Source organism: Caulobacter sp. AVps16 (assembly GCF_058681455.1).
In genome coordinates, this window is the sequence record NZ_CM178739.1 from 738,637 (window position 1) to 760,941 (window position 22,305).

A 22,305-nucleotide genomic window follows, 5' to 3' on the forward strand; every position below is an offset into this window, starting at 1 on the left:
TCCTGCAAGACCGGGGCGGCGGCTCATTTCAAGGCCATCCCATGGTTCCCCCCTCTACCGACCCTTCCGCTGCTCCGCCGGTGGCCAAGAGCAAGATCCCCGACACCTTCCTGATCCTGCTGCTGCTGGCCCTGGCCGCCTATGCCAGCACCTGGCTGTTCGCGCCGGGACAGTTCGGGCTGACGCCGTCGGGACGTATCGATCCGGCCGCCTACAGCGCCGCCGCTCATCCCAAGGGCGCGCCGGTCTTCGGCGACGAGCAGAATGTCGGTCTGCTGAACTTTCCCTTCGAAGGTCTGGTCACCGGCGATCGTGGTTCTGCGACGGTCGGGCTGATGGCCTTCATCCTGGTCATCGGCGGCGTCTTTGGCGTCATCATGCGGACCGGGGCGGTCGATCGCGCCCTGACGGCCCTGATCGGCGATCCGGACAAGCCCAAATCCAGGCCCGGCGAGTTCTTGATCATGGGCCTGTTCGTCGCCTTCTCGCTGGCTGGCGCGGTGTTCGGCATGAGCGAGGAAGCCATCGCCATCAGCCTGATCGTTACTCCGGTCCTGGTGCGCAGCGGCTATGACAGCATCACCGGGATGCTGACCTGTTACGTGGCGACCCAGATCGGCTTTTCCGCGTCCTGGATGAATCCCTTCGGCCTTGTCATCGCCCAGAGCATTTCCGGTCTGCCGGCCCTGTCGGGCATGGGGCTGCGCATCGTGATGTGGTTCGTGTTCACCGGCGCCGGTCTGGCCTTCCTGGCCTGGTACGCCCGGCGGGTCCGCCTGACCCCGACCCTGTCGAAGGCCTATGAGTCGGACTCGCGCTGGCGCGATACGGCCAGCGTCGGCTCGATGGGGCGTTTCGGCACGGGGGATGGCATCATCCTTGTGCTCCTCCTGCTGACCGTGGCCTGGGTGGCCTGGGGCGTGGTCGAAAAGGGCTATTACCTGGCCGAGATCGCCGCCCAGTTCTTTGCCCTGGGTCTGGCGGCAGGCCTCGTGGGGCGGCTGTTCAAGCTCGGCGGTGTCGATTCCAATGACCTGGTGCGGGCCTTCAGTGACGGTGCGGCTCAGCTGGCGCCAGCCGCCCTCGTGGTCGGGGTCGCCAAGGGCATCATCCTGATGCTGGGCGGCGACAAGCCTGACCAGTTGAGCCTGCTTAATGCCCTCCTGAATGGCATGAGCGGCCTGACGGCCCTGCTGCCCAACTGGGCGACGGCCTGGGGGATGCTCGGTTTCCAGAGCGCCATCAATCTGCTGATCGTTTCGGGTTCGGGCCAGGCGGCCCTGACCATGCCCCTGATGGCTCCGCTGTCGGACCTCTCGGGCGTCACGCGCCAGACGGCTGTCCTGGCCTTCCAGCTGGGTGACGGCCTGACCAACATCATTGCCCCGACCTCGGCCTCCCTGATGGGTTGCCTCGCGGCCGGGCGGCTGGGCTTTTCGACCTGGCTGTCCTTTATCTGGAAGCCGCTCCTGGGTCTGCTGGCCCTGGCGGCGGCCTTTGTCCTGGTGGCTCAGCTGACGGGGTACAATTGATGCGCCGGTGGCTGATTGCCCTGGCAGCGGTCCTGTTCGCGGGGCATGCCGCGGCCCGGGACGGAACCCTGGTCATAGTCGGCGGGGCCCTGTCGCCGGACAATGACGCCGTCCATGCCGCCTTTATCGAGGCGGCAAGGGCCCATGCCGGGCCTGGAGTGGCACCGCGCTTTCTGATCATCCCGGCTGCCTCCGGGGCACCCAGTGACTCTGCGCGGGCTTTCACGGCCCAGCTCGTGCGGCGCGGTGTCGAGGCCAGCCAGGTTTCCGTCGCCAGGGTCGCGGTGCGGGATGACGAGACGACGCCGGAGGTTGATGAGTCGCGCTGGACCTCCGGTGGCCTGGTTCCGGAAGAGGTGGCCAAGGCCACCCAGGCCGACGGCATCTGGTTCGTTGGCGGGGATCAGGCCCGGATTGTCGCCACCCTGAAGACGACAAAGGGCGAGGACACGCCCTTGCTGACGGCGATCCGCCGCCGCCTCGCCGAAGGCGCGGTGATCGGCGGGACCAGTGCGGGGGCGGCCATCATGAGCGACCCGATGATCCTGCAGGGCGACAGCCTGCCGGCCCTGATTCAACCGGTTGGCGGGTCCGACACTCAGGACGGCGAGGCCCTGATCCTCGGGCGCGGCCTGGGCTTTTTCCCGGGCGTGCTTGTCGATCAGCATTTCGACCGGCGGGCGCGACTGGGGCGGCTGGCGCGCGCAACAGCGACCTTGCCTCAAGCTCAGCGCCTGGGCTTCGGCATCGACGAAAACACCGCCCTGGTGGTCGATCTGTCGCGGCGCAGCGCCCGCGCAATCGGCGCGAGGGGCGTCACCGTGCTCGATGCCAGGAAGGCCGAGATCGCGGCACGGAAGTCAGACTTTCGTCTCGGCCAGGCCCGACTGACCATCATCAGCGGCGGCGATCGTCTTGATCTGACGACCCTGGCGGTCGCCCCGGCCGACAACAAGCGTCCGGTCAGGGTCTCGCGTTCAGCTTCCTCGCGTGTTCGTATGGCCGAAGGTCTTGCGGTGCCCGCCAGCCGCCTCGACACCTGGCTCGCCGAGGATCTGGTCGGTGTCGCAGCGGCTCGCCGGATCGAGCGGCCATCCTTTGTCCCCGGCGGCCGGGGCGTCCTCTACGGCTTTGCCCGGACACCCGCCACGGCGGCCTATCAGGGGCGTGATGCCGACGGCCACGATCACGATACGATCATCGACGTGGCTTTCGACATTTCGCCCATTCAAGTTGTTATAAAGCCATAGGTTTTCGATGAGCTCTCCCCCCCATGTGATCGCCCTGCACGGCGGCGCCGGCGTTACGCCGGGGCGCGACTACAGCGAGGCGACGGACTATCTGCGCGACCTGGCGGAGCGCTTGTCGAGCCAGCTGGCCGACGGACTGGCGGCCATTGATGCCGTGGAGATCGCGGTTCGCGAGATGGAGGCCAGCGGCCTCTTTGTCGCCGGGCGCGGCTCGGCACCCAATGCCAAGGGTCTGGTCGAGATGGACGCCTCGATCATGGACGGGGCGCGCCACAAGGCGGGCGCGGTCTGCGCGATCCGGGATGCGGCCAGCCCCATTGTCGCGGCCCGCCGCGTGATGGAGGCCACGCCCCATGTGCTGCTGGCCGGGGAGGGGGCTTCGGACTTCGCGCGTCAGCAGGGCCTGGAGCAGATCCTCGATCCCGACCGCTATTTCCGCATGCCGGTCGGTGTCACCGCTGCCGACATTGAGGCTGAAACCCTGGCCCTGGCGCACGGCACGGTCGGAGCGGCGGCCCTGGATCAGAGCGGCAGGCTGGCCGCCGCGACCTCGACCGGCGGCGTGTTCGGCAAGCGGCCGGGCCGGGTCGGCGACACACCCCTGCCGGGGGCAGGGGTCTGGGCCGACGAGGAAGTGGCGGTGTCCTGTACCGGGGTCGGCGAGTTCTTCATTCTCACCGCGGCGGCCTTCGACGTCTCTGCGCGGCGCCGCTATCTTGGCGTGTCGCTGGAGGCGGCCTGTCAGGGGATGATCGACAGCGTCGGACGGCTGGGTGGCGACGGTGGAGTCATCGCCGTCAGCCGTGCGGGTCAGGTCGCCTTTGTCTTCAACTCTCCCGGACTGAAGCGGGCTGTGGCGGGCTCGGCCTTCGAAACCTGGTCGGGCACCTAACACTAGGGTTTGGGCGCAGCGGTCGCGACTTTTCAATGATTATTTGATTTCGATCAAATAATCATCGATCCCAAAAGCGTGGCGAGGCTCTAAATTTCGGTTCAAATTTAGGCTTCCGGCCGTGCAACCTGAATTGGGCCGAGGTGTTTACTCTGCGGGGCGCATCCTGCTCTCCTGGAGAGCGCCATGCGCAAGTTTCTATCGATTCAAATGATGGCGCTGAGCGCTATTCTTGTCTGCACAAGCGTCGCAAGCGCTTCGCACGCCATACCCTTGTCCAAGGACTTCGTGGGTCGGGCTGACCAGGGCCTGACAGGCCTGCAGACCGTCCAGTATCGGTCGAATGACCATGACCGGAATGACCGGCAGGAACGGTCAAACAACCGGCCGGCGACCCGGGCCCAGAGCCGCGAGGCTTTTCGCGATCGCCGCTATGTCGACCGTCGACAGGGCCGTGGCTATTATGATCGCAACTATGGATCGATGCGCCGCGATGACTCCTCGGCGATCGAGGCCGGCTTTCTGGGCTTTGTCCTGGGCGCAGCCATTACCGGGTCTGGCAATGATCGCACCTATGCCAACAGCCGCCTGAACAACCGGCGCTGGACCAGGGCCTGCAGCCGTCGCTATCGCTCGTTCGATGCGCGGAGCGGCACCTATCTCGGCAATGACGGCTATCGGCACTATTGCCGCTGATCCCGTCTTGAGCCTGCCAGGTCCGTGCAGCCCGGCATGACCGGCATTGATCGTCCGGGTGCGCCTGAAATGACAAAGCCCTGCAGGTCTGCCTCCATCTCGGGGAGCGACCTGCAGGGCCCTGTCGTTTCGGTGCCGTTCGCCTGAGCGCCGGCCTTTAGCTTCAGGCCGCCTTCAGGGCCTTGAAGAAGGCGTCGGCCTCGCGGCGCAGGACGTCCGTCGCTTCGTTGACCCTGCCTGAGGTATCGAGCAGCCGGCGGCTGGACTCGCCGGCTTCGGCAGTGGCCATGGTCATGCTTTCGACCCCGCGGGCGGCCGAAGAGGCCCCGCGGGCGGCGCCGAGGGCGCGATCGGAGATGTCGCTGGTGGTCGCGGCCTGTTCCTCGACCGCCGCTGCGACCGCCGCGCAGATCTCGCGCACCTGGGTCATGGCCGTCAGGACCGAGCGCACGCCCGTCGCCGTGGTGCGGCTGACCTGCTGGATCTCGGCGATGCGCTTGGAGATCGCGCCGGTCGAGTTGGTGGTCTGGGTGGCGAGTTGCTTGACCTCGGCGGCGACGACAGCAAAGCCCTGGCCGGCCTGACCGGCGCGGGCGGCTTCGATCGTGGCGTTCAGGGCCAGGAGGTTGGTCTGGTCGGCCACGTCGCTGATCAGGGACGTCACTTCCTCGACCTGACGGGTGGCGTCGGCCAGTTGCTCGATGACCTTTTCGGTTTCCATGCCGATCGCTTCGGCTTCGCTGGAGATGCGGGCCGACTCGGCGATCCGGCTTGCGATTTCCTCGACCGCGATGCGCAGTTGGCCCGTGGCCGCAGCAATTTCCTCGATGTGGCTGGAGGTGTTGCGGGCGGCTTCATCGGCCTGTTCGGCCTGACGGCTGGCATTGCTGGAGCTGGTGTCGAGATTGAGCGCGGAGCTGTGCAGTTCCTGCGACGAGGTGGTCAGCCCGCCGATCACGTCGTCGAGCTTGCGGGTGAAGGCTTCGACCAGGTCAGACATGCGCTTGGCGCGCTCGACCTCAATGTCCTTCTGGCTGGACGTGGCCGCCTCCAGGCGCTGGCGCTCCTGGGCATTGGTGCGGAACTTCTCGAGGGCCTTGGCCAGGGCTCCGATCTCGTCGGACCGCTTGGCATGGTTCGAGCGGACATTCAGGTCGCCGTTGGCCAGGGCGTTCATCAGGCCAGTGGTGTCTTCCAGCGGGGCCAGCATGTGCTTGCGGACAATGATGGATGCCGCCGCCAGAAGCGCGACGGTGGCGAGGGCGAGGGCCATCAGGATGCCGAAAGTGAAGGTCTGCGCCTTCTGGGCATTCTCTTCCTGACGGGCGGCCTCGGCCTGGATGACCGGCACCATGCGATTGACGGCCTCCCGGTGCTGGGCGAAGGCGGCGGACATCTGCTGTACCTGGATCTCAACCTCGGCGCGGTCGCCGCGCTCAACGGCCGGCAGGAGGCCCTGTTCAACAATCGTCCAGAACTGCTGAGCATAGCGATCTGAATCGCCGAAGATCGCGGCCTTGATCTCCGGCGTGAGCGTCTTGCCCCGCCAATAGGTCATGCGCTGATCATACTCGGATTTCAGTCGCGCCAGCGCCGCCTTGTTGGCGGCAAGGTTTTCCGGCACATCTTCGGCAATGTGCGCGGTCATATAGGCTTCGATGACATAGATCGGCGGCGGCAGGACGTCGGCAATAGCGTCCTTGTTGTCGATGATGCCCTGGTAATTGGCACCGCCGATCCGCAGGGTCTCGATGCTGTTCCAGACCACGCCTCCCGCAATCGCGAGGAACAGGGCGAACACCCCGGCAAGGATGGCGAACGCGGACGACAGTTTCATGGCGTGATCCTGGAAGAGCGATGATCCAGCTTTCGGTGCCGATGGTTAATGTGCCGTTAGAAAGCGTCGCCATTACCCATTCTGGGCTGCGTCATCGGGTCGCGCGCGGCCACGGAAACGCTGTCAGGCTTGGGTTATCTTGCGGATCATGCGGTCGACCCGGCGCAGCAATTGCCGGCTTTCGAACGGCTTGCCGATATAATCGTCAGCGCCCAGCTGGACGGCCCGACGAATGTCTTCCGGCGAGCTCTGGGCCGACAGCATCAGGACCGGAAGGTTGCTGGTCGCAGGGTCGCTCTTCATCCGCTCGAGCATGGTGAAACCGTCCATGCGCGGCATGTTGATGTCGAGCAGTACGGCATCCGGCCGCCGGTCCCGAAGGGCGGCCAGGCCTTCGAGGCCGTCCGCTGCGGTCACAACCTCAAAACCGGCGTCCTGAAGCTGGGAAACAATCAGGTTACGGATGGACTCATCGTCTTCGACCACCAGAATTTCCATCGCGACCCTCCAGTGTCGATCCAAGCTTTACAGCGAAAGCCAAAGCCAGACCTCGGGATTTAACGATCAAGCGCCCTATCGTCAAAACCCCTGTGGGCCTTGCCTTGCATGGCACCTGACCAAGCACCACGAACACCAACCGATTTGAGCAGATCGCCGCAGCAAGTCAAATTGTCGCAGTTTGGGGCCGGTCAGGCAGCGCATTTCCCGCATGTTAAGTTTCGGCAACCATGATCCTCAGTGAGATTGGGGATGTACATGAACTTGTCGGCGAAAAAGGCCAGGCGACTGCAGGGTGACAGCAAACGCATCGCCCGCGACATGTCGATCGCCCTCGTCCTGATGGGCGGATTGATCGTGCTGGTCGCGGGCCTGTGGGCAGCGACGGCGAGCCATGACCTGAACCAAAGGCACCTGCAGAACCAGCGCGACGCCCAGGTTACGACGGCAACGTTCGAGCTGAACCAGTCCATCGCGGCGATGAAATTCGATGCCATCCAGGTTCAGCAGTTCCTGCAGGATGTTGCGGCAACGCGCGGCGAGGACGGCCTGAACAGTGGCTTTGCCGAGGCCGAGGCTTTCCGTCAGCGCTTCGTCCAGGACGCGACGCGGGCCCGTACCCTGGCGCTGAAGCTGGAGGCTCCGGAACTGGCCCAGCGCCTGGCCAACTCGCAAACGGCGTTTGACGCCTATTATGCCAGCGGCGTGATCATGGCCCAGGCCTATGTCAACAACGGCACCTCTGCCGGCAATGCCCTGATGGCCGATTTCGACACGGCGGCCCTTGCCCTGACGGACGACCTCGACAGCCTCAGCCTGCAGCGCCAGAATCTGCAGCAGCGTGTCACCGCCCAACATGCTGCGATTGAGGCAACGGTCCTGAAGCAGATGGAGCGGGCCCGGCTGGAGGCCATGGTCCTGGCCGGCGTCGGCTTGATCGCCAGCGTGCTGATCATCCTGCATCTGCGCCGGACGGTGCTGGCTCCGTTGCACAAGACCACGACCTACATGGCCGGGCTCGCCGAGGGGCAGTACGAGATCGAGCCGCCGTTTCTGGATCGCAGGGACGAGATCGGCAGCATGCTACGCTCGGTCGACACCTTCCGGCGCGCGGCCCTGCAGCGCAAGACGGCGCGTCTGGCGGACGAGGCCGAGATCAAGTCCTATCAACAGGAACTGGTGGCCCGGGCCGAGCAGGTCGAGCGTCTGTCTGTCGACCACGCGGCGATCATCGACCAACTGGGTGATGCGCTCGAGCGCCTGGCGGTTGGCGACCTGTCGATCCGCATGACCGAGCGTTTCGGGCCGGGCTTCGACCAACTGCGCATCGACTTCAACGCTTCCATGGAGGCGCTCGGCACGGTGATGGGCTCGATCCTGGAGGCGACCGAAGCGGTCAGCTTCGGGGCATCGGAGCTGTCGCGGGCCGCCGAGCGGCTGTCCTCCCGCACGGAACAGCAGGCGACCTCGGTTCGGGAATCGGCGGAATCCCTGAAAATTCTGCACCGGGAGGTCGCGGTCACCACCCGTACCGCCGACGAGGCCCTGAGCGTCGTCGCCACCGCCAAGCAGTCAGCCGAGCGTTCGACGACGGTAATGGACGGGGCCATCGAGGCCATGGCGCGCATCCAGTCTTCGTCGGGCCAGATCGGCAAGATCAGCACGGTGATCGATGAGATCGCCTTCCAGACCAACCTCCTGGCCCTCAATGCCGGGGTCGAGGCCGCGCGGGCCGGCGAGTCCGGACGTGGCTTCGCCGTGGTGGCCCAGGAGGTGCGTGCCCTGGCCCAGCGTTCGGCTTCGGCGGCCAAGGAGATCAGCGCCCTGGTCACCCGCGCCAATGCCGAGGTGGCGGCCGGCGGCAACCAGGTGTCCCAGACCAGCCATGTCCTGACCGAGATCGTCGGCCACGTCATGCAGATCCACGGGCTGGTGGAGGGAATTTCCTCGTCCAGCCGCAAGCAGAGCGACAGCATCAGCGCCATCCATGAGGCTGTGACCCTGATTGACGAAATCACCCGCAACAATGCGGCGATGGTCGCTGAAGCGACAGGGGCCAGCCAGTCGCTCGCCGGCGAAGCCAGTGGCCTGATGAGCTCGATCAGCCGCTTCCGCGACGGCGGCCAACCCAAGGCCGGCGACGTCCAAACCCCGGAACAGGCTGAGGCCATGAACGAGATTGACCGGTTGTTCGGATGAGAGGGGATCACCGGATCCAGACGCCGGGTGCCAAGGGCGATCCGCGCCTGACCATGGTCCTGCGGGGCGTCGCCCGTATCCTGGAGCAGAATACCGTAGGCTTGGCCTGGCCCGATGAATCGGCTTCGAAGCGGGACAAGGCCCTGGTTGACCGGCTGCAGCGGACTGACGGGCTGTTGGCCATGGGGCTCGACGCCAGGGGCGGTCTGGTCGAGCGGGCAGCGGCCGAGAGCGGCTCCCTGACGGCGGTCGCCATCCACGATGAAGAGGGCGTCTTTCTGGCCGCACTCTATGCCATTGACGACGTGCCCCGGCGATCGATCAGCAGCCGGGCCAAGGCCATTCTGACCGAAGTCGCCGCGAGTCTCGGGGTGTTGCTGGCGATGCGCATCGCCGAGTCGCGCCTGAATGTGGCCGAGATCCAGCTGACCAGCGCCGAGCGCCTGCTGGGGGTCGGCAAATGGTCCTACGATCTGGAAAGCGGCGTCTGGGAAGGCTCCCCGGCCATTCATCGGCTGCACGGCTCAGACCCGGCCAAGCCGGTCGAGGACCTCAGCAGCCTCTATTCCCAGATTCACCCGGACGACATTGCGGTCATCGAGGCCGCGATCAACCAGGTCGCCATCCTGCCGGACAAGGTCATTTCCTGTGACTATCGCGTTCGCCGAGCCGATGGCGAGGTCCGTTACCTGACCTCGTCCCTGGCAGGCCAGACCTCCTCGACCGGTGAGCTGATCCGGGTCAGCGGCGTTGCTCAGGACATGACCGACAGCCGGGCCATGCGTGAAAAACTGGCCCAGAGCGAAGCCCACTACCGTCGCATCGCCGAAAACAGCAACGACATGATCGTCGTCTGCGGACCCGACGGCATCATCTCCTACGTCTCGATGGCCTGCGAGCGCGTGCTGGGATTTGCCATTGAGGACCTCAAGGGTCGCAACCTGCTGCATCTGGTCCATCCTGACGATCAGTCCAAGACGGTGAGCCAGTTTGCGCCCCTCCTGAGCGGCCAGATCAAGAACGACGAGTTGGTCGCCGAGTATCGTATGGTCCGCAAGGACGGCGAGGTGATCTGGATCGAGACGCACCCTCGTGTCCTGCGGGATCCCGTCTCGAACAAGATCGTGGAGTTGGTCCATGCGATCCGGGACATCACGGCGCGCAAGCGGGCCGAGCAGGCCCTGGCCGAGCGTGACGAGCAGTTTCGGCTGCTGATCGAAGGGTCGCGCGACATCATCATGCGCCTTGCCCCCAATGGCCGGACCCTGGCTGTCTCCCCGGTCGTTCAGGATATCCTCGGCTTCGAGCCCGAGGATCTGGTTGGTCATTATACCAGCGAATTCATGCATCCGGAGGATGTCCCCCGTCTGGCGGAATACTATGCGCGTCTGGCCGCCGAGCCTGGGGTTCGTCTGGAACCGGTCGAGTCGCGGATCCGAAATCAGGCTGGCGAATATCGCGTCATGGAGTCCCGGCCCTTTGCGGTTTGGGATTCAAGGACCGGCAAGCTGAAGGAGTTCATCGATGTCTCGCGCGACATCACCGAGCGCAAGGCTTCCGAGTCCGCCCTGACCCTGGCCCATGCGGAGACGCGCCAAGCCCTGCTGGAGGCCGAGGCCAGCGAGCGCCGCTATCGCATTCTGGCAGACGGCGCCCGCGATTTGACCCTGCAGTTCGGGGTCGACGGGGTGATCCACTATGCCTCGCCTTCGGCGATCAATCTCGGCTACCGGCCGGATGAGCTGGTCGGGCGGCGAATGTTCGAGTTTGTCCATCCCGACGATCTTGCGGCTTCGATAAGCACGGCTCAGTCCCATTTTCAGAACACCGGTGCCAAGCCGACCGGGCATGGCGAGTCCCGCGTCCGGACCAAGGCGGGTGACTATGTCTGGCTGGAGGGTAGCCCCTCCCTCGTCAAGGACGACTCCGGCCAGACCGTTCTGGTCAACTCGACGTTCCGCGATGTCTCCGAGCGCCGCGAGATGGAGGAGAACCTGATCAGGGCCCGCCACCAGGCCGAGGCCGCAGCGGCGGCCAAGGCCGAGTTCCTGGCCAATATGAGCCATGAACTGCGCACGCCCCTGACCAGCGTGATCGGCTATTCGCAACAGATTCAGGGCGAGCAAGAGCTGTCCGACCGGGTGCGCCTTGCCGCCGACCGTATCGCCGCCGGCGGCAGGACCCTGTTGTCGACGATCAATGACATTCTGGACTTCTCCAAGATCGAAGCCGGCGAGATCCAGATCCTGTCCGAAGCCACAGCTGTTGGCCCGATCATCACCGAGACCCTGGACCTGTTGCAGGGCCAGGCGGTGCAGAAGGGGCTCGATCTTCGCGGTGACGGTCTCGACGCCTTGCCGCCCTTCGTGCTGTGCGACGCCAAGCGGATCCGGCAGGTGCTGGTCAATCTGGTCGGCAATGCCATCAAGTTTACCCAGACCGGTCAGGTCTCGCTGGTGGCGACCCATGATCTGCAGACCGGCCGTTTGCGGCTGGCGGTCACCGACAGCGGGATCGGCATTTCGCCTGAACAGATTTCGCGACTGTTCCTGCGGTTCTCGCAGGTGGATGGCTCCATTTCACGACGCTTTGGCGGTACGGGCCTGGGTCTGGCGATCTGCCGGGGCCTGGTCGAGGCCATGGGCGGCGAGATCGGGGTCGACAGTGTTGAGGGCCAGGGCTCGACCTTCTGGTTCGAACTTCCGGCTCCTGCGTGTGATGCCTCGCGACTGAGCGAGGAAGCCGAGACTCCGGTTTTGCCGACCGGTTTGAAGGTCCTGGTGGTTGACGACCAGAGAAGGATCGCCGAGGTCATCAGCCTGATGCTGCAGCCTCTGGGCATGGCGGTGGATGCGGTCGCCGGCGGCCATGAGGCCATCGCAGCGGCAGACGCCCAGCCCTATGACCTGATCCTGATGGACTGGCATATGCCGGGCCTGTCCGGCGTGAACACGGCCCAGGCCATCCGCTCCGGCAACGGACCCAATCGATTTTCCCCGATGGTCCTCTGCTCAGCCGATGCCGCCGCCTTGCCGGACTCCCAGGCCGGCCTGTTCGAAGGCCGCTTGCTGAAGCCGATTTCGACCAACAGCCTGTTGGGCGCGATCAGTGCCGCACTCGACCCTGAACCCTTCGCCGCCATGCGGTCGGCCTGATATCTCGCTTGGGCGTGCGGTGCCGGCACCAGCGCCGGCACCGGCACCGGCACCGGCGCTGAGGCCTAGGCCGTCAGTCGGGCCGCTGCCGGGCGGGTGGCTGAGGTCTTCAGGTAGAGTCCGGCGTCAGGGCCCGCCTGGAAGGCGTTGGTGACGCCCATCACCGTTTCGGAGGCACCCAGGACAAGATAGCCATCATCGACGACCTGGCCGGCAATGCGTTCGAGGATCGCCTTGCGCGTGCTGGTGTCAAAATAGATCAGCACATTGCGGCAGAACACGATGTCAAAGCGGCCCAGATGGCTGGGATTATCGAGTAGATTGAAGCGCCGCCAGGTTACCGCGCTGCGCACATCGCCCTTGATCTGCCAGCTCTCGCCCATCCGTTCAAAGTGCTTCATCAGTTTCTGGACCGGCAGGCCCCGCTGCACTTCGAAGCCCGAATAGATCCCGGCCTGGGCCTTGGCCAGACATTCGCGCGACAGATCCGTCGCCATGATCTCTAGACTCACGCCGGGCAGCAGATGGGCCACCTCCTGCCAGAGCATGGCGATGGAATAGGGCTCCTGGCCGGTCGAACAGGCGGCGCTCCAGAGCCGGATCGGCCCGCGCCGATTGCGGCCAAGATCGACGAAGGTGCGCCGCAGCAGATCAAACGGCTTCTGATCGCGAAAGAACAGCGTCTCGTTGGTCGTCATGGCGTCGATCGCCGCCTCGACGATCCGCTCGACCGGGGCCTTGCGGATGTCCGCCAGCAGGGCATCGACGGTTTCATAGCCGCTCGTCCCGGCGACCGAGGCCAGCCGGGTATTGATCAGATAGCCCTTGCTGGCGTCCAGAACGATCCCGGTCCGTGACTGCAGCAGGTCCCTGAAATGCTTGAGATCTGGAGTGCTCATGCCGTTCCCACTCGTGTCCACTGCAGAAATTGCGGCGCCAGGGCCGATAAAGGATGGATTTCGGCGGGCACGCCCGCATGGATAACGGACCCCGGCATTCCCCAGACGACGCTGCTGGCCTCGTCCTGAACGAGGACTGGTCCGCCACGCTCCGTCAGGGCCCGTGCCCCGTCGCGGCCGTCATGACCCATGCCGGTCAGCACCATACCGGCCACCGCCCCGCCCCAGACCTCGGCGGCGCTGATAAACAGAGGATCGGCCGCCGGACGGCACCAGTGTACCTCGGGACCCTGATTGAGCTGAATGGTCGGCGTGCCGTCCCGGCCGCGCTCGACGATCATGTGGAACCCGCCCGGCGCGATATAGATCACGCCATCGGTCACGGGTTCCCCGTGCTCGCCTTCCTTGACGGTCATCGGCGTCACCCGTCCGATCATCTGGGCGAGGGCCCGGGTAAAGCCCTGCGGCATGTGCTGGGCGATCAGGATCGGACCGCGCCAGTGAGCTCCAAGACCGGACACAACTTCGCGCAGGGCCGGGGGGCCGCCGGTGGAGGCGGCCACAACCAGGGCCTCCAGCCGGACCTTGCGGCTCGGGCGCGGGTCATTGCGTACAGCGGGTGGAGCGAGCACCGGCTCGGTCTTTGACGTCAGATAGGACTTGATGGGCCGCTCGATCGCCGGCGTGTGCCGGCGGCCGAGCTGGACGATCTTCTCGATCAGGTCGCGTTGATAGGCTTCCGCGCCGCCGATCCGGCTGGTCGAGGGCTTGGGGATAAAGTCGGTCGCTCCGAGACTCAGCGCCCGAAGGGTGATTTCCGCCCCGCGCTCCGACAGGGTCGAGGCCATGATGATCTTCAGGCGCGGACGCAGGGCCAGAAGCTTCGGCAGGGCCTCCAGGCCCGACATGTTGGGCATTTCGATGTCGAGGACACAGACATCGATCTCGTGTTCTTCAAGCTTCTTCAGGGCCTGTAGTCCGTCGACCGCCATGGCAACGACGACGATGTCGGCCCGTGCGTCCAGCCATCGCGAGACCATGCCCCGAACGACCGCAGAATCGTCGACAATCATGACCCTGACACGGTCGCTTCGGGCAACGGCAGGGTTTGGCTGTATCGTCACGGAGCGATCCCGGTCATGGACAGCTTGCTCTCCAGGGTCGACTGGTCAAAGGGCTTGAACAGATACTCGTCCGCGCCCTTTTCCATGGCGGCGGCGATGTGGTCGAAGTCGCTTTCCGTGGTGCAGAACAGCACCTTCGGACGGGTTCCGTTCGGCGACGCTCTGAGGGCTTCCAGGAAGGTCAGGCCATCCATATTCGGCATGTTCCAGTCCAGCAGCACCGCGTCGGGCATATCGCCGAGGCAGGCCTGCAGGGCGTCTTCGCCGTCGACCGCTTCATTCACGGCATAGCCCAGGGACTCAAGCATCCGCCGGGCCACCTTGCGGATCACCCCACTGTCGTCCACCACCAAGAACCGGGTCATGCGGCAACTCCCAATTGCAGGCCCGCCGTCAGTAGTCGCGGCGCATCAAAAATCACCAGAAGGGAGTCCGGCAATCTGAAGACGCCCGGAATGATTTCTGCCCAGCGCGGAGGCAGGTTGTCGGGGGGCGGGATCATCTCGTCAGAGTCCAGTTTCATCACGGATTCGACCTGGTCGACGATCAGGCCGTAATTGTCACCGCCGACCTCGATCCCGACCGCCTTGGGCTCCGGCGCACCGGCCTCGCGGGGCTGAAGTCCCAGCCGCCGGCGAGCACAGACGGCCGTCACGATCCGGCCGCGCAGGTTCAGCACACCCAGGATCTCGTGGGCCGCCAGGGGAACCGGCGTGATGTTGCGGGGATAGAAAACGTCCTGGATCGACAGCGCTTCGATCCCGAACAGATGGCCGCCGACGCGGACGGTCACATAGTCGCGAACGCTCATGCCGCCTCCTGGGCTTGACCTGCCTGGCTGGCCGGTGCGGTCCGGGCATGCTCTGCCAGGGCCATGATCATGAAATGGTCAAGGTCGATGATCTCGGTAGCCCGACCATTGATCAGGGCCGTGCCGATGATGCCGGTCTTGGTCGGGCTCAGCTCGATCGTCACGGGGGTCTCGACCACATCGACGATGCGATCAACGGCCAGTCCCATGGTGTAGAGCATGCCGGCGACAACCAGCATGGGCTGAACGCCCTCTGTCTTGAGGCGTTGATCCTCATCGACACACAGCACCGGCATCAGCTTGCCACGATACTGCAGGGCCGCGCGCGAGCCGAGGTGTTGCAACTCACCGACCGGCACATGTTCAAGCCGGGTGATCTGGCCCAGCTCAACCGCCTTGAGGGCACCGGACCCGACGCGGACCAGCAGCATGGTCTTGCGCTCGATCTTGGCGTCATCGTCATTGGTTGCGGCGGCGTCGATCGCCCGCCTTGCGGCCAGAGGCATCTCGCCAGCGCGCTGAGCGAGGCCATTGGGCTCGATGATCAGCACGACCGAGCCGTCGCCCAGGAGGGTCGCGCCTGAGAAGACCGAGATGCCGCGCAGCACGCTGGCCAAGGGTTTGACAACGATCTCTTCAGTATCGATGACTTCCTCGACCATGACACCGAAGCGGTGGCTTCCCACCTTCATGATCATCACGAAGTTCGGCTGTGAGGTCTGGGGCAGGCCCAGTTCAGCGCCCAGGTCGATCAGCGGCACGAGTTCTTCCCGTAACCGGACCATGCGAACCTGTTCGATGACCTCGGTCCGGTGCTCGGCACCGTCGCCAATCTTGATCAGCTCGAGCACCGCGCCCTGGGGCACGGCGAACCGCTCGCCACTGGCCCCGACGATCAGGGCCGAGATGATGGCCAGGGTCAGGGGGATCTTTATGGTGACCGTGCAGCCGGAGCCAAAGGTCGACTGCAGATCGATCTGACCGCCGATCTGCTCGATATTGCTGCGCACCACGTCCATGCCGACGCCGCGGCCGGAGACATTGGTGATGGCGGCGGCGGTCGAGAAGCCCGGCGCGAAGATCAGGCGGTGGACCTGGCTTTCGCTGAGCGCCTCGGCGTCGCTGCGGGTCAGCAGGCCCTTTTCGATCGCCTTTTCGCGAATCCGGGCCGTATCCAGACCGCGGCCGTCATCGCGCAGCCGGATCACGATCGAGCCGCCTTCATGATAGGCGGAAAGGTGGATTGTCCCGGTCTCAGCCTTGCCCGCCGTCCGGCGGTCCGCCGGGCCTTCGAGTCCATGATCCGCTGAGTTGCGGACCATGTGGGTCAGGGGGTCACGGATCTGCTCAAGGACCTGGCGGTCGAGCTCTGTGGCCTCGCCCTCGAGAACAAGGTCGATCTTTTTGTCGAGTTCGTTGGCTAGGTCGCGAATGATCCGCGGCAGCTTCTTCCAGGCCTGGCCGATCGGCTGCATCCGCGTCTTCATGACGCTGTCCTGCAGTTCTCCGGTGATCGTCGAGAGCCGCTGCAGGGGCGGCGAGAAACTGTCGTCGGTCCGGCCCCGATTGATCTGCAGAAGCTGGTTGCGGGTCAGGACCAGCTCGGAGACCAGGGTCATCATGTCTTCGAGGACGTCGACCCCGACCCGGATCGACTGGGTCGCGGCGATTGGCGCGGCGTCCTCTTCGACCGTGCCCACCGGCCGCGGATCAGCAATCGCTGCTGAGGGCTCGGTCAGGGCAGGGGGGGCAGAATCGACCGGACCTTCCGCCGCGGCGAAGGCCGCGTCGAGGTCCGCCGTAGAGACTTCACCCGGGCGTAGGGCGCGGCCCAGAACAGGGTCATAGCCCTCGACCTGTTGCTCGGGCTCAGGCTCAGGTACCGACGCGGGCGTCTCGACGCCAGGCGCGCCCATCGCCATGGCTTCCAGGGCCGCGATCAGGTCGCTGTCATCACCGGCCGGTTCCGTACCTGTGGCACCCAGGCCGTCGATCACCAACTTGATGCGGTCGATCGACCTTAGAACCAGGGTGACGGCCTCGCCGCTGACCTGCAGCTTGCCGTCCCGGAAGCGACCCAGCAGGGTCTCGCCGGCATGGGCCAGGGATTCCAGTCGACCCAGCCCAAGGAAGCCGCAGGTGCCCTTCAGGGTGTGGACAAGCCGAAAGATCTTGTCGAGCGCCGGCCGGTCACCCGGATGGCCCTCAAAGCGGACGAGCTCGATGTCGATGACCTCAAGGCTCTCATTGGCCTCGGTCAGGAAGTCGGAGATCAGGTCATCCATGGCGGCGCCTATCGACTTGACGAGATGTGACAGTCACGATCAGGCGGCTCGCACGGAACGCAGGAAGGCGTCGACCTCGGCCCGCAAGGTCGAGGCCTGGCGCCCCAGTTCCTGCGAGGCCATCACCACCTGTTGCGATGCGGCCCCGGTCTGATTGGCCCCAAGCAGGACTTCCGAAATATTGCGCGACACGTCCTGGGTGCCATTGGCCGCCTCATTGGTATTGCGGGCGATCTCGCGGGTCGCTGCGGACTGTTGCTCGACGGCGGCATTGATCGCGACCGACACCGTATTCATCTCATCGATGGTGCGCTGAATGTCGGCGATGGCGATCACGGTATCTCCCGTGATCAGCTGGATCTCGCTGATCTGGCTGGAGATATCTTCCGTGGCCTTGGCGGTCTGGGTGGCCAGGCTCTTGACCTCGGCGGCAACGACGGCAAAGCCGCGACCGGCCTCGCCGGCCCGGGCGCTTTCGATCGTTGCGTTCAGGGCCAGCAGATTGGTCTGGCCGGCGATGTCGCTGATCAACCGGACCACTTCGCCGATCTTCTCGGCCGAGCGCGACATGCGATCGATGGTCTCGCTGGTGGCCTGGGCCCGCAGCACGGCCTGGCCCGCCATATTGGTCGAGTGATTGACCTGCTGGGCGATTTCGGCGACCGATTTGCCCATCTCGTCCGAGGAAGAGGCGACGATGGCGACATTGGCCGTGGCTTCTTCGGCAGCGGCGGCGACGGTGGTGGACTGCTCGCTTGTGCGGGTCGCCGTGTCGGCCATCGCGCGCGCCGTCGCCTCCAGCTCCCGGGCCTGGTCGGCGACGCTTCCCACGATCTTGCCGACGCTGGCCTCGAAGCGTTCGGCCAGGTCATTCATCTCGCGCTGCTTTTCGCCCTCGATCGATTCCAGATAGATCGAAATCGAATAGTCCATGTCGAGCAGAACCGCCTTCATGACGGCGGTCATCTGATCGGCCAGATCCTTGCCCCCCTTGCGGCGGCCGATCTTCATGACGCCGCCGCCGAAGGCCTCGGCGATCATTTTGCGCATCAGGCCTTCCATCAGCTGGGCATAGCCGCCGATGTACCAGCGAGGCTCCAGGCCGATGCGCGCATGGACGAGGCCGATCTTGCGGACGCTGTCGATGTACTGCTGGTCGAAATTGCCGGAAACGATAGAGGCCCAATGGCGCAACTGCGCGGACTTGGCACCATCCATCTGGCCGTCGCCACTGAAGAAGCGACGAACGTCCGGGGTCGAGCGGACCTTGTCGTAGAATTTATCCAGAACGCCGGGCAATTCCTTGGCGACAAGACTGCTGGCCGATCGCAGGGCGCTGCGCGCCTCGCGGTCGATCCCGAGGAAGTCGAGTCGTTGGTCGATCATGTCGTCGCCAGCCATGGGCCTATTCCTAGAGAGGAAACCTGACTCGAAGGCTGGTCCTTGTTAGTTAATTGTCAGTTACGGGTTGCTCCCCACACGGACCTGTCAGCATTGGGTCAAGCGCTCAATGCAAGGTCTTTGCGGCCGCGAAATCGGAATTGCTGCTTCTATGCAAGAACCCCGGCCGAGCCTCGCGGATGAATACCCATATCGGGTGCGTCAAGATGTCCCAGATGGCATCACAAGCATATTTTTACAGACCTGTGTTCTGGTGATGCCTGACCGTATTCCTGGAGGACAGAATGGCCGCCGACGCTTCAATGCCTATCCTTGTTGTCGATGACTACAAGACCACCATCCGGATCGTTCACAGCCTGCTGCGACAGCTTGGTTTTGACAATCTCGACGAAGCCGCGAGTGGCGAAGAGGCCCTGGGCAAGCTCAAGCGCAAGCCTTATGGCCTGGTAATCTCCGACTGGAACATGGAGCCGATGACGGGTTACGACCTGCTCAAGTCCGTGCGCGGCGACGCCGGCATGAGCCGCACGCCGTTCATCATGATCACGGCCGAGAGCAAGACGGAAAACGTCGTCGCCGCCAAACAGGCCGGGGCCAACAATTACATCGTCAAGCCCTTCAATGCCGAGACCCTGAAGCAGAAGATGTCGACCATCTTCGGCGAGTTCTGACATCCGGCGGGGCAGACCCGCAGCCGAATGCCCATTCCGACCTGATGGCGTCATCCGGGTCGGGCGAAACAAGGCTGTGAACCAATAGTTGAGAGCGTTCTTCGATCGGATACCCACTTCGTACTTGTCGGAAAATGTTCTGGGAGTTGATCCATCAGTGACCTTGCCGATGCGCCCAGCGCCTGACCCTTTCTCCGCCGAAAGCGCCGAACGGCCGGCATCCAGCGAGATTGCATCGCTGCATGAGAGCCTGACCGCGCTGCGCGCGGTGATCGGTAGCCTTGGGTCCCATCAGATGGGGGCCGTGCGCCTGCCAGCCGTCCTGGCCGAGATTGGTGCCCTCCGACGAGAGGCCGAGGCCGGGGTCGAAAAGATCCTGACATCCGCCGAAGCCATCCTCGCCGCTCCGGTTCCCGTGCCACCCGAGGTCCAGGGTCATGCCATCGCCATTCTGGAGGCCTGCGGCTTTCATGACCTGATCGGCCAGAGGCTGAGCAAGGTTTCGGACCTCCTGCAAACCCTGGAAGTTCGCCTGAACCGCGTTGCCACCAGCGCCGGCGTGGTCGATACGCCGGTGGCTGAGACCGAGACCGAGCGACTGTACCGCGAGCAGACCATCAACGGGCCGGCCCTGAACGGGCCCGACGTCACCCAAAGCCAGATCGACGCACTCTTCGGCTAGAGGCCGCTCCCCGTGGCCGGTGCGGACCATTGGGACGGGATGACTCCCGAGCCTTGCCCATCTCTATTCCAGCCTCCTTGACCACCGGGACAGAAAAAAAAGGCCCGACGCAGCCGCCGGGCCCAGAGATAGGGAGGAAACGCCCAGGAGGGGCAGAAGCGGCATCGCTTCACGCGTCCCAGATAGGTCGGGCTGGTTATGGGGCAAAGACCAGAAAACCTTCAGGCGCTATCAGAGGAAACATATCCTCTTCGAATTCACGCATGAGCATGATGTTGCCAATCAGAGCGGGTCGAGCATCGGTCTCGTTCGTTTGCGCCTGAATGGCGGGGATTTTCGTTCGATCCTGGTCGCCCGGGTGCAGTGGGAATTCGGAAGATTGTGGCACGATCCGAGCCGCAAGACTGCAAATCGCGCGTGCATCTGACCCTCCGACAGGTCTAGGCTCCATAAAAAGGTCCTGAGGGGGGGCAAATGAAAAAGACCATTGTGGCCATGGCTGCAGCCGGCGGCTGCGTGCTCGGACTGGCGGCCTGCGATCAGGTCGGGTCCAAGGTGAGCGGGAACAGCAAGTCTGCCGTAGTCGAAACCGCCTATCCCGAACGGGTCTATTGGGGCGACACCCACCTGCACACCAGCAATTCGGTCGATGCCTTCGGCTTCGGGGTTCGCCTGGGTTCGGAAGAGGCCCTGCGCTTTGCGCGGGGTGAAGAAGTAACCTCGACCGGCGGCATGAAGGCCAAGCTGGCCCGCCCGCTGGACTTCCTCGTCATTGCCGACCATTCCGACGGCCTGGGCTTTACCCGCAAGATCTATGACGCGCCGCGCTTCCTGCTGCGAAATCCGCTGCTTCTTCGCTGGCATGATATGATGCATGAGGGCCCGCAAGGCTCACTGAGGGCGACCGGTGAACTCATCGACGCCGCTGCCAGTGGCTCGCTTCCGCCCGACATCACCGATCCGAAGCGTTCTGCAAAGGCCACCCGATCGATCTGGAACGACCATCTGTCGATCGTTGAGCGCTACAATGAGCCGGGCAAGTTCAGCGCCTTCATGGGCTTCGAATACACGCTGATGCCGAAGGGCGACAATCTTCACCGCGTGGTGATGTTCCGCGACGGCAAGGCCGAGGCCTCCAAGGTGGTGCCCTATTCGTCCCTGGTCGGGACCTCGGCGGCGATGCTGTGGGACTATATGGACGCCTACGAAAAGACGACCGGCGGCAAGGCCCTGGCCATTCCGCACAACTCCAATGTGTCCAACGGCCTGATGTTCGAACTGACGGGGCCTGATGGCGGCCCGATGTCGGCGGACTATGCCCGTCGCCGCGCGGCCCGTGAGCCGATCGTCGAGGCGACCCAGATCAAGGGCGACAGCGAGTCCCATCCTTTCCTCTCGCCGAACGACGAGTTCGCCGACTTTGGCGATGCCGGCTGGGACCTTGGCAACCTGCCCATGTCATCCAAGAAGACGCCCGACATGCTGGCCGGCGACTATGTGCGCGAGGCGCTCAAACGCGGCCTGGCCATCGAGGCCAAGACCGGGGTCAATCCGTACAAGATGGGCATGATCGGCTCGACCGACTCCCACACCGCCCTGGCGACGGCGGATGAAGACAACTTCTTCGGCAAGCATGCAGGGGTCGAGCCTCGCCCCGGCCGGGCCATGGAGCCCCAGAACCTCGGCAGCCGTGAGGGCCGCTTTGGCTATCACTATCTGGCCGGCGGTTATGCCGGCGTCTGGGCCAAGTCCAATACGCGGGCTGCGATCTTCGACGCGATGATGAAGCGCGAGGTCTATGCCACGACCGGGCCGCGCATGCAGGTGCGGGTGTTCGGCGGCTGGGACTTCACGGCCAATGATCTCAAGACCAACTGGGTCAAGGCCGGCTATGCCCGCGGCGTGCCCATGGGGTCCGATCTGAAGGCTGGTTCCGGCAAGGCCCCTGTCTTTATCGTCTCGGCCCTGAAGGACCCGATCGGGGCCAATCTGGACCGCGTCCAGATGGTCAAGGGCTGGGTCGACAAGGCCGGCCTCACCCACGAGCAGGTCTATGACGTGGTCTGGAGCGATGCGGCGCGGCGGGTCCCAAAAGGCGGCAAGGTGCCGCCGGTCGGCGACACGGTCGACCTCGCCACCGCCACCTATGCCAATTCGATCGGTGCGCCCGAATTGACCACGGTCTGGACCGACCCGAACTTCGATCCGAACCTCAAGGCCTTCTACTATGTGCGGGTGCTTGAGATCCCGACCCCGCGCTGGGTGGCCTATGACGCTGTCCGCTACAAGGTGAAGATGGGGCCCGAAGTGAAGATGAAGGACCAGGAGCGGGCCTATACCTCACCGATCTGGTACACGCCCCGGGGCTGATCG

15 protein-coding genes and 4 pseudogenes are annotated in these 22,305 nt (G+C 64.6%); 9 read left to right on the top strand and 10 right to left on the bottom strand.

Translation table 11 applies throughout. The annotated features are described in order from the left end of the window. Nucleotides 1–41 precede the first annotated feature (41 nt). The 4 genes from yfcC (at nt 42) to ACW17U_RS03515 (ending at nt 4,370) form a co-directional block, all read left to right on the top strand. Nucleotides 42–1,532 (top strand): putative basic amino acid antiporter YfcC, encoded by a 1,491-nt coding sequence (gene yfcC, locus ACW17U_RS03500; RefSeq protein ID WP_062148140.1) that lies wholly within the window; start codon nt 42–44, stop codon nt 1,530–1,532. Then, nucleotides 1,532–2,782 (top strand): cyanophycinase, encoded by a 1,251-nt coding sequence (locus tag ACW17U_RS03505; RefSeq protein ID WP_492054865.1) that lies wholly within the window; start codon nt 1,532–1,534, stop codon nt 2,780–2,782. Before yfcC ends, ACW17U_RS03505 begins: the two co-directional genes overlap by 1 nt. Before the next feature lie 7 nt (nt 2,783–2,789). Next, nucleotides 2,790–3,674, top strand: coding sequence for an isoaspartyl peptidase/L-asparaginase family protein (locus tag ACW17U_RS03510; protein ID WP_492054866.1), 885 nt, complete (start codon nt 2,790–2,792; stop codon nt 3,672–3,674). A gap of 186 nt (nt 3,675–3,860) precedes the next feature. Next, a complete protein-coding gene (locus ACW17U_RS03515) occupies nt 3,861–4,370 on the top strand; it encodes a BA14K family protein (protein WP_492054867.1) in 510 nt (169 codons plus the stop codon). 163 nt (nt 4,371–4,533) lie between these two features. On the opposite strand, the pseudogene ACW17U_RS03520 reads toward ACW17U_RS03515, so the two are convergent. From ACW17U_RS03520 to ACW17U_RS03530, 3 genes and pseudogenes are all read right to left on the bottom strand, one after another. Further along, a pseudogene (locus ACW17U_RS03520) lies at nt 4,534–5,025 on the bottom strand (methyl-accepting chemotaxis protein); the annotation flags it as partial. Nucleotides 5,026–5,496: 471 nt separating this feature from the next. Then, a pseudogene (locus ACW17U_RS03525) lies at nt 5,497–6,207 on the bottom strand (hypothetical protein); the annotation flags it as partial. A 123-nt stretch (nt 6,208–6,330) separates the two neighbouring features. Next, complete coding sequence (locus ACW17U_RS03530) at nt 6,331–6,705, bottom strand: response regulator (protein WP_492054868.1); 375 nt, start codon at nt 6,703–6,705, stop codon at nt 6,331–6,333. A gap of 258 nt (nt 6,706–6,963) precedes the next feature. On the opposite strand from ACW17U_RS03530, the gene ACW17U_RS03535 reads away from it, so the two are divergent. Further along, on the top strand, nt 6,964–8,904 hold the full coding sequence (locus tag ACW17U_RS03535; RefSeq protein ID WP_492054869.1) for a methyl-accepting chemotaxis protein: 1,941 nt from the start codon (nt 6,964–6,966) through the stop codon (nt 8,902–8,904). Then, nucleotides 8,901–12,059 carry a hybrid sensor histidine kinase/response regulator gene (locus ACW17U_RS03540; RefSeq protein WP_492054870.1) on the top strand — a complete coding sequence of 1,053 codons (3,159 nt, stop codon included), beginning with the start codon at nt 8,901–8,903 and terminating at the stop codon, nt 12,057–12,059. The genes ACW17U_RS03535 and ACW17U_RS03540 overlap by 4 nt, the downstream gene beginning before the upstream one ends. Nucleotides 12,060–12,124: 65 nt before the next feature. Here ACW17U_RS03540 and ACW17U_RS03545 read toward each other — a convergent pair whose 3' ends face one another. The 7 genes and pseudogenes from ACW17U_RS03545 to ACW17U_RS03575 form a co-directional block, all read right to left on the bottom strand. Beyond that, nucleotides 12,125–12,958: a CheR family methyltransferase gene (locus ACW17U_RS03545; RefSeq protein WP_492054871.1), complete on the bottom strand. Its 834-nt coding sequence runs from the start codon at nt 12,956–12,958 to the stop codon at nt 12,125–12,127. After that, entirely contained in the window at nt 12,955–14,031 is a 1,077-nt protein-coding gene (locus ACW17U_RS03550) for a protein-glutamate methylesterase/protein-glutamine glutaminase (protein WP_492054872.1), read from the bottom strand. Before ACW17U_RS03550 ends, ACW17U_RS03545 begins: the two co-directional genes overlap by 4 nt. 47 nt (nt 14,032–14,078) lie before the next feature. Beyond that, nucleotides 14,079–14,447 carry a response regulator gene (locus tag ACW17U_RS03555; protein WP_062148113.1) on the bottom strand — a complete coding sequence of 123 codons (369 nt, stop codon included), beginning with the start codon at nt 14,445–14,447 and terminating at the stop codon, nt 14,079–14,081. Next, on the bottom strand, nt 14,444–14,893 hold the full coding sequence (locus ACW17U_RS03560; RefSeq protein WP_062148110.1) for a chemotaxis protein CheW: 450 nt from the start codon (nt 14,891–14,893) through the stop codon (nt 14,444–14,446). The genes ACW17U_RS03555 and ACW17U_RS03560 overlap by 4 nt, the downstream gene beginning before the upstream one ends. After that, nucleotides 14,890–17,178 (bottom strand): chemotaxis protein CheA, encoded by a 2,289-nt coding sequence (locus ACW17U_RS03565; RefSeq protein WP_492054874.1) that lies wholly within the window; start codon nt 17,176–17,178, stop codon nt 14,890–14,892. The genes ACW17U_RS03560 and ACW17U_RS03565 overlap by 4 nt, the downstream gene beginning before the upstream one ends. 39 nt (nt 17,179–17,217) lie before the next feature. After that, nucleotides 17,218–18,042: pseudogene (locus tag ACW17U_RS03570) on the bottom strand (methyl-accepting chemotaxis protein); the annotation flags it as partial. Between the two features lie 96 nt (nt 18,043–18,138). Further along, a pseudogene (locus tag ACW17U_RS03575) lies at nt 18,139–18,579 on the bottom strand (protoglobin domain-containing protein); the annotation flags it as partial. Between the two features lie 284 nt (nt 18,580–18,863). On the opposite strand from ACW17U_RS03575, the gene ACW17U_RS03580 reads away from it, so the two are divergent. From ACW17U_RS03580 to ACW17U_RS03590, 3 genes are all read left to right on the top strand, one after another. Beyond that, on the top strand, nt 18,864–19,250 hold the full coding sequence (locus tag ACW17U_RS03580; RefSeq protein WP_062148103.1) for a response regulator: 387 nt from the start codon (nt 18,864–18,866) through the stop codon (nt 19,248–19,250). A gap of 169 nt (nt 19,251–19,419) precedes the next feature. Continuing rightward, nucleotides 19,420–19,932 (top strand): hypothetical protein, encoded by a 513-nt coding sequence (locus ACW17U_RS03585; protein WP_062148101.1) that lies wholly within the window; start codon nt 19,420–19,422, stop codon nt 19,930–19,932. A gap of 474 nt (nt 19,933–20,406) precedes the next feature. Further along, on the top strand, nt 20,407–22,302 hold the full coding sequence (locus ACW17U_RS03590; protein ID WP_492054875.1) for a DUF3604 domain-containing protein: 1,896 nt from the start codon (nt 20,407–20,409) through the stop codon (nt 22,300–22,302). The last annotated feature ends 3 nt before the right edge of the window (nt 22,303–22,305 follow it).

What these genes read in the sequence shown, in the direction of transcription:
- ACW17U_RS03560 (WP_062148110.1), bottom strand. Translation starts at nt 14,893, where the DNA reads ATGAGCGTTCGCGACTATGTGACCGTCCGCGTCGGCGGCCATCTGTTC.
- ACW17U_RS03565 (WP_492054874.1), bottom strand. Translation starts at nt 17,178, where the DNA reads ATGGATGACCTGATCTCCGACTTCCTGACCGAGGCCAATGAGAGCCTT.
- ACW17U_RS03580 (WP_062148103.1), top strand. Translation starts at nt 18,864, where the DNA reads ATGGCCGCCGACGCTTCAATGCCTATCCTTGTTGTCGATGACTACAAG.
- ACW17U_RS03590 (WP_492054875.1), top strand. Translation starts at nt 20,407, where the DNA reads ATGAAAAAGACCATTGTGGCCATGGCTGCAGCCGGCGGCTGCGTGCTC.
- ACW17U_RS03585 (WP_062148101.1), top strand. Translation starts at nt 19,420, where the DNA reads ATGCGCCCAGCGCCTGACCCTTTCTCCGCCGAAAGCGCCGAACGGCCG.
- ACW17U_RS03550 (WP_492054872.1), bottom strand. Translation starts at nt 14,031, where the DNA reads ATGATTGTCGACGATTCTGCGGTCGTTCGGGGCATGGTCTCGCGATGG.
- ACW17U_RS03545 (WP_492054871.1), bottom strand. Translation starts at nt 12,958, where the DNA reads ATGAGCACTCCAGATCTCAAGCATTTCAGGGACCTGCTGCAGTCACGG.
- yfcC (WP_062148140.1), top strand. Translation starts at nt 42, where the DNA reads ATGGTTCCCCCCTCTACCGACCCTTCCGCTGCTCCGCCGGTGGCCAAG.
- ACW17U_RS03505 (WP_492054865.1), top strand. Translation starts at nt 1,532, where the DNA reads ATGCGCCGGTGGCTGATTGCCCTGGCAGCGGTCCTGTTCGCGGGGCAT.
- ACW17U_RS03535 (WP_492054869.1), top strand. Translation starts at nt 6,964, where the DNA reads ATGAACTTGTCGGCGAAAAAGGCCAGGCGACTGCAGGGTGACAGCAAA.
- ACW17U_RS03555 (WP_062148113.1), bottom strand. Translation starts at nt 14,447, where the DNA reads ATGACCCGGTTCTTGGTGGTGGACGACAGTGGGGTGATCCGCAAGGTG.
- ACW17U_RS03530 (WP_492054868.1), bottom strand. Translation starts at nt 6,705, where the DNA reads ATGGAAATTCTGGTGGTCGAAGACGATGAGTCCATCCGTAACCTGATT.
- ACW17U_RS03510 (WP_492054866.1), top strand. Translation starts at nt 2,790, where the DNA reads ATGAGCTCTCCCCCCCATGTGATCGCCCTGCACGGCGGCGCCGGCGTT.
- ACW17U_RS03515 (WP_492054867.1), top strand. Translation starts at nt 3,861, where the DNA reads ATGCGCAAGTTTCTATCGATTCAAATGATGGCGCTGAGCGCTATTCTT.
- ACW17U_RS03540 (WP_492054870.1), top strand. Translation starts at nt 8,901, where the DNA reads ATGAGAGGGGATCACCGGATCCAGACGCCGGGTGCCAAGGGCGATCCG.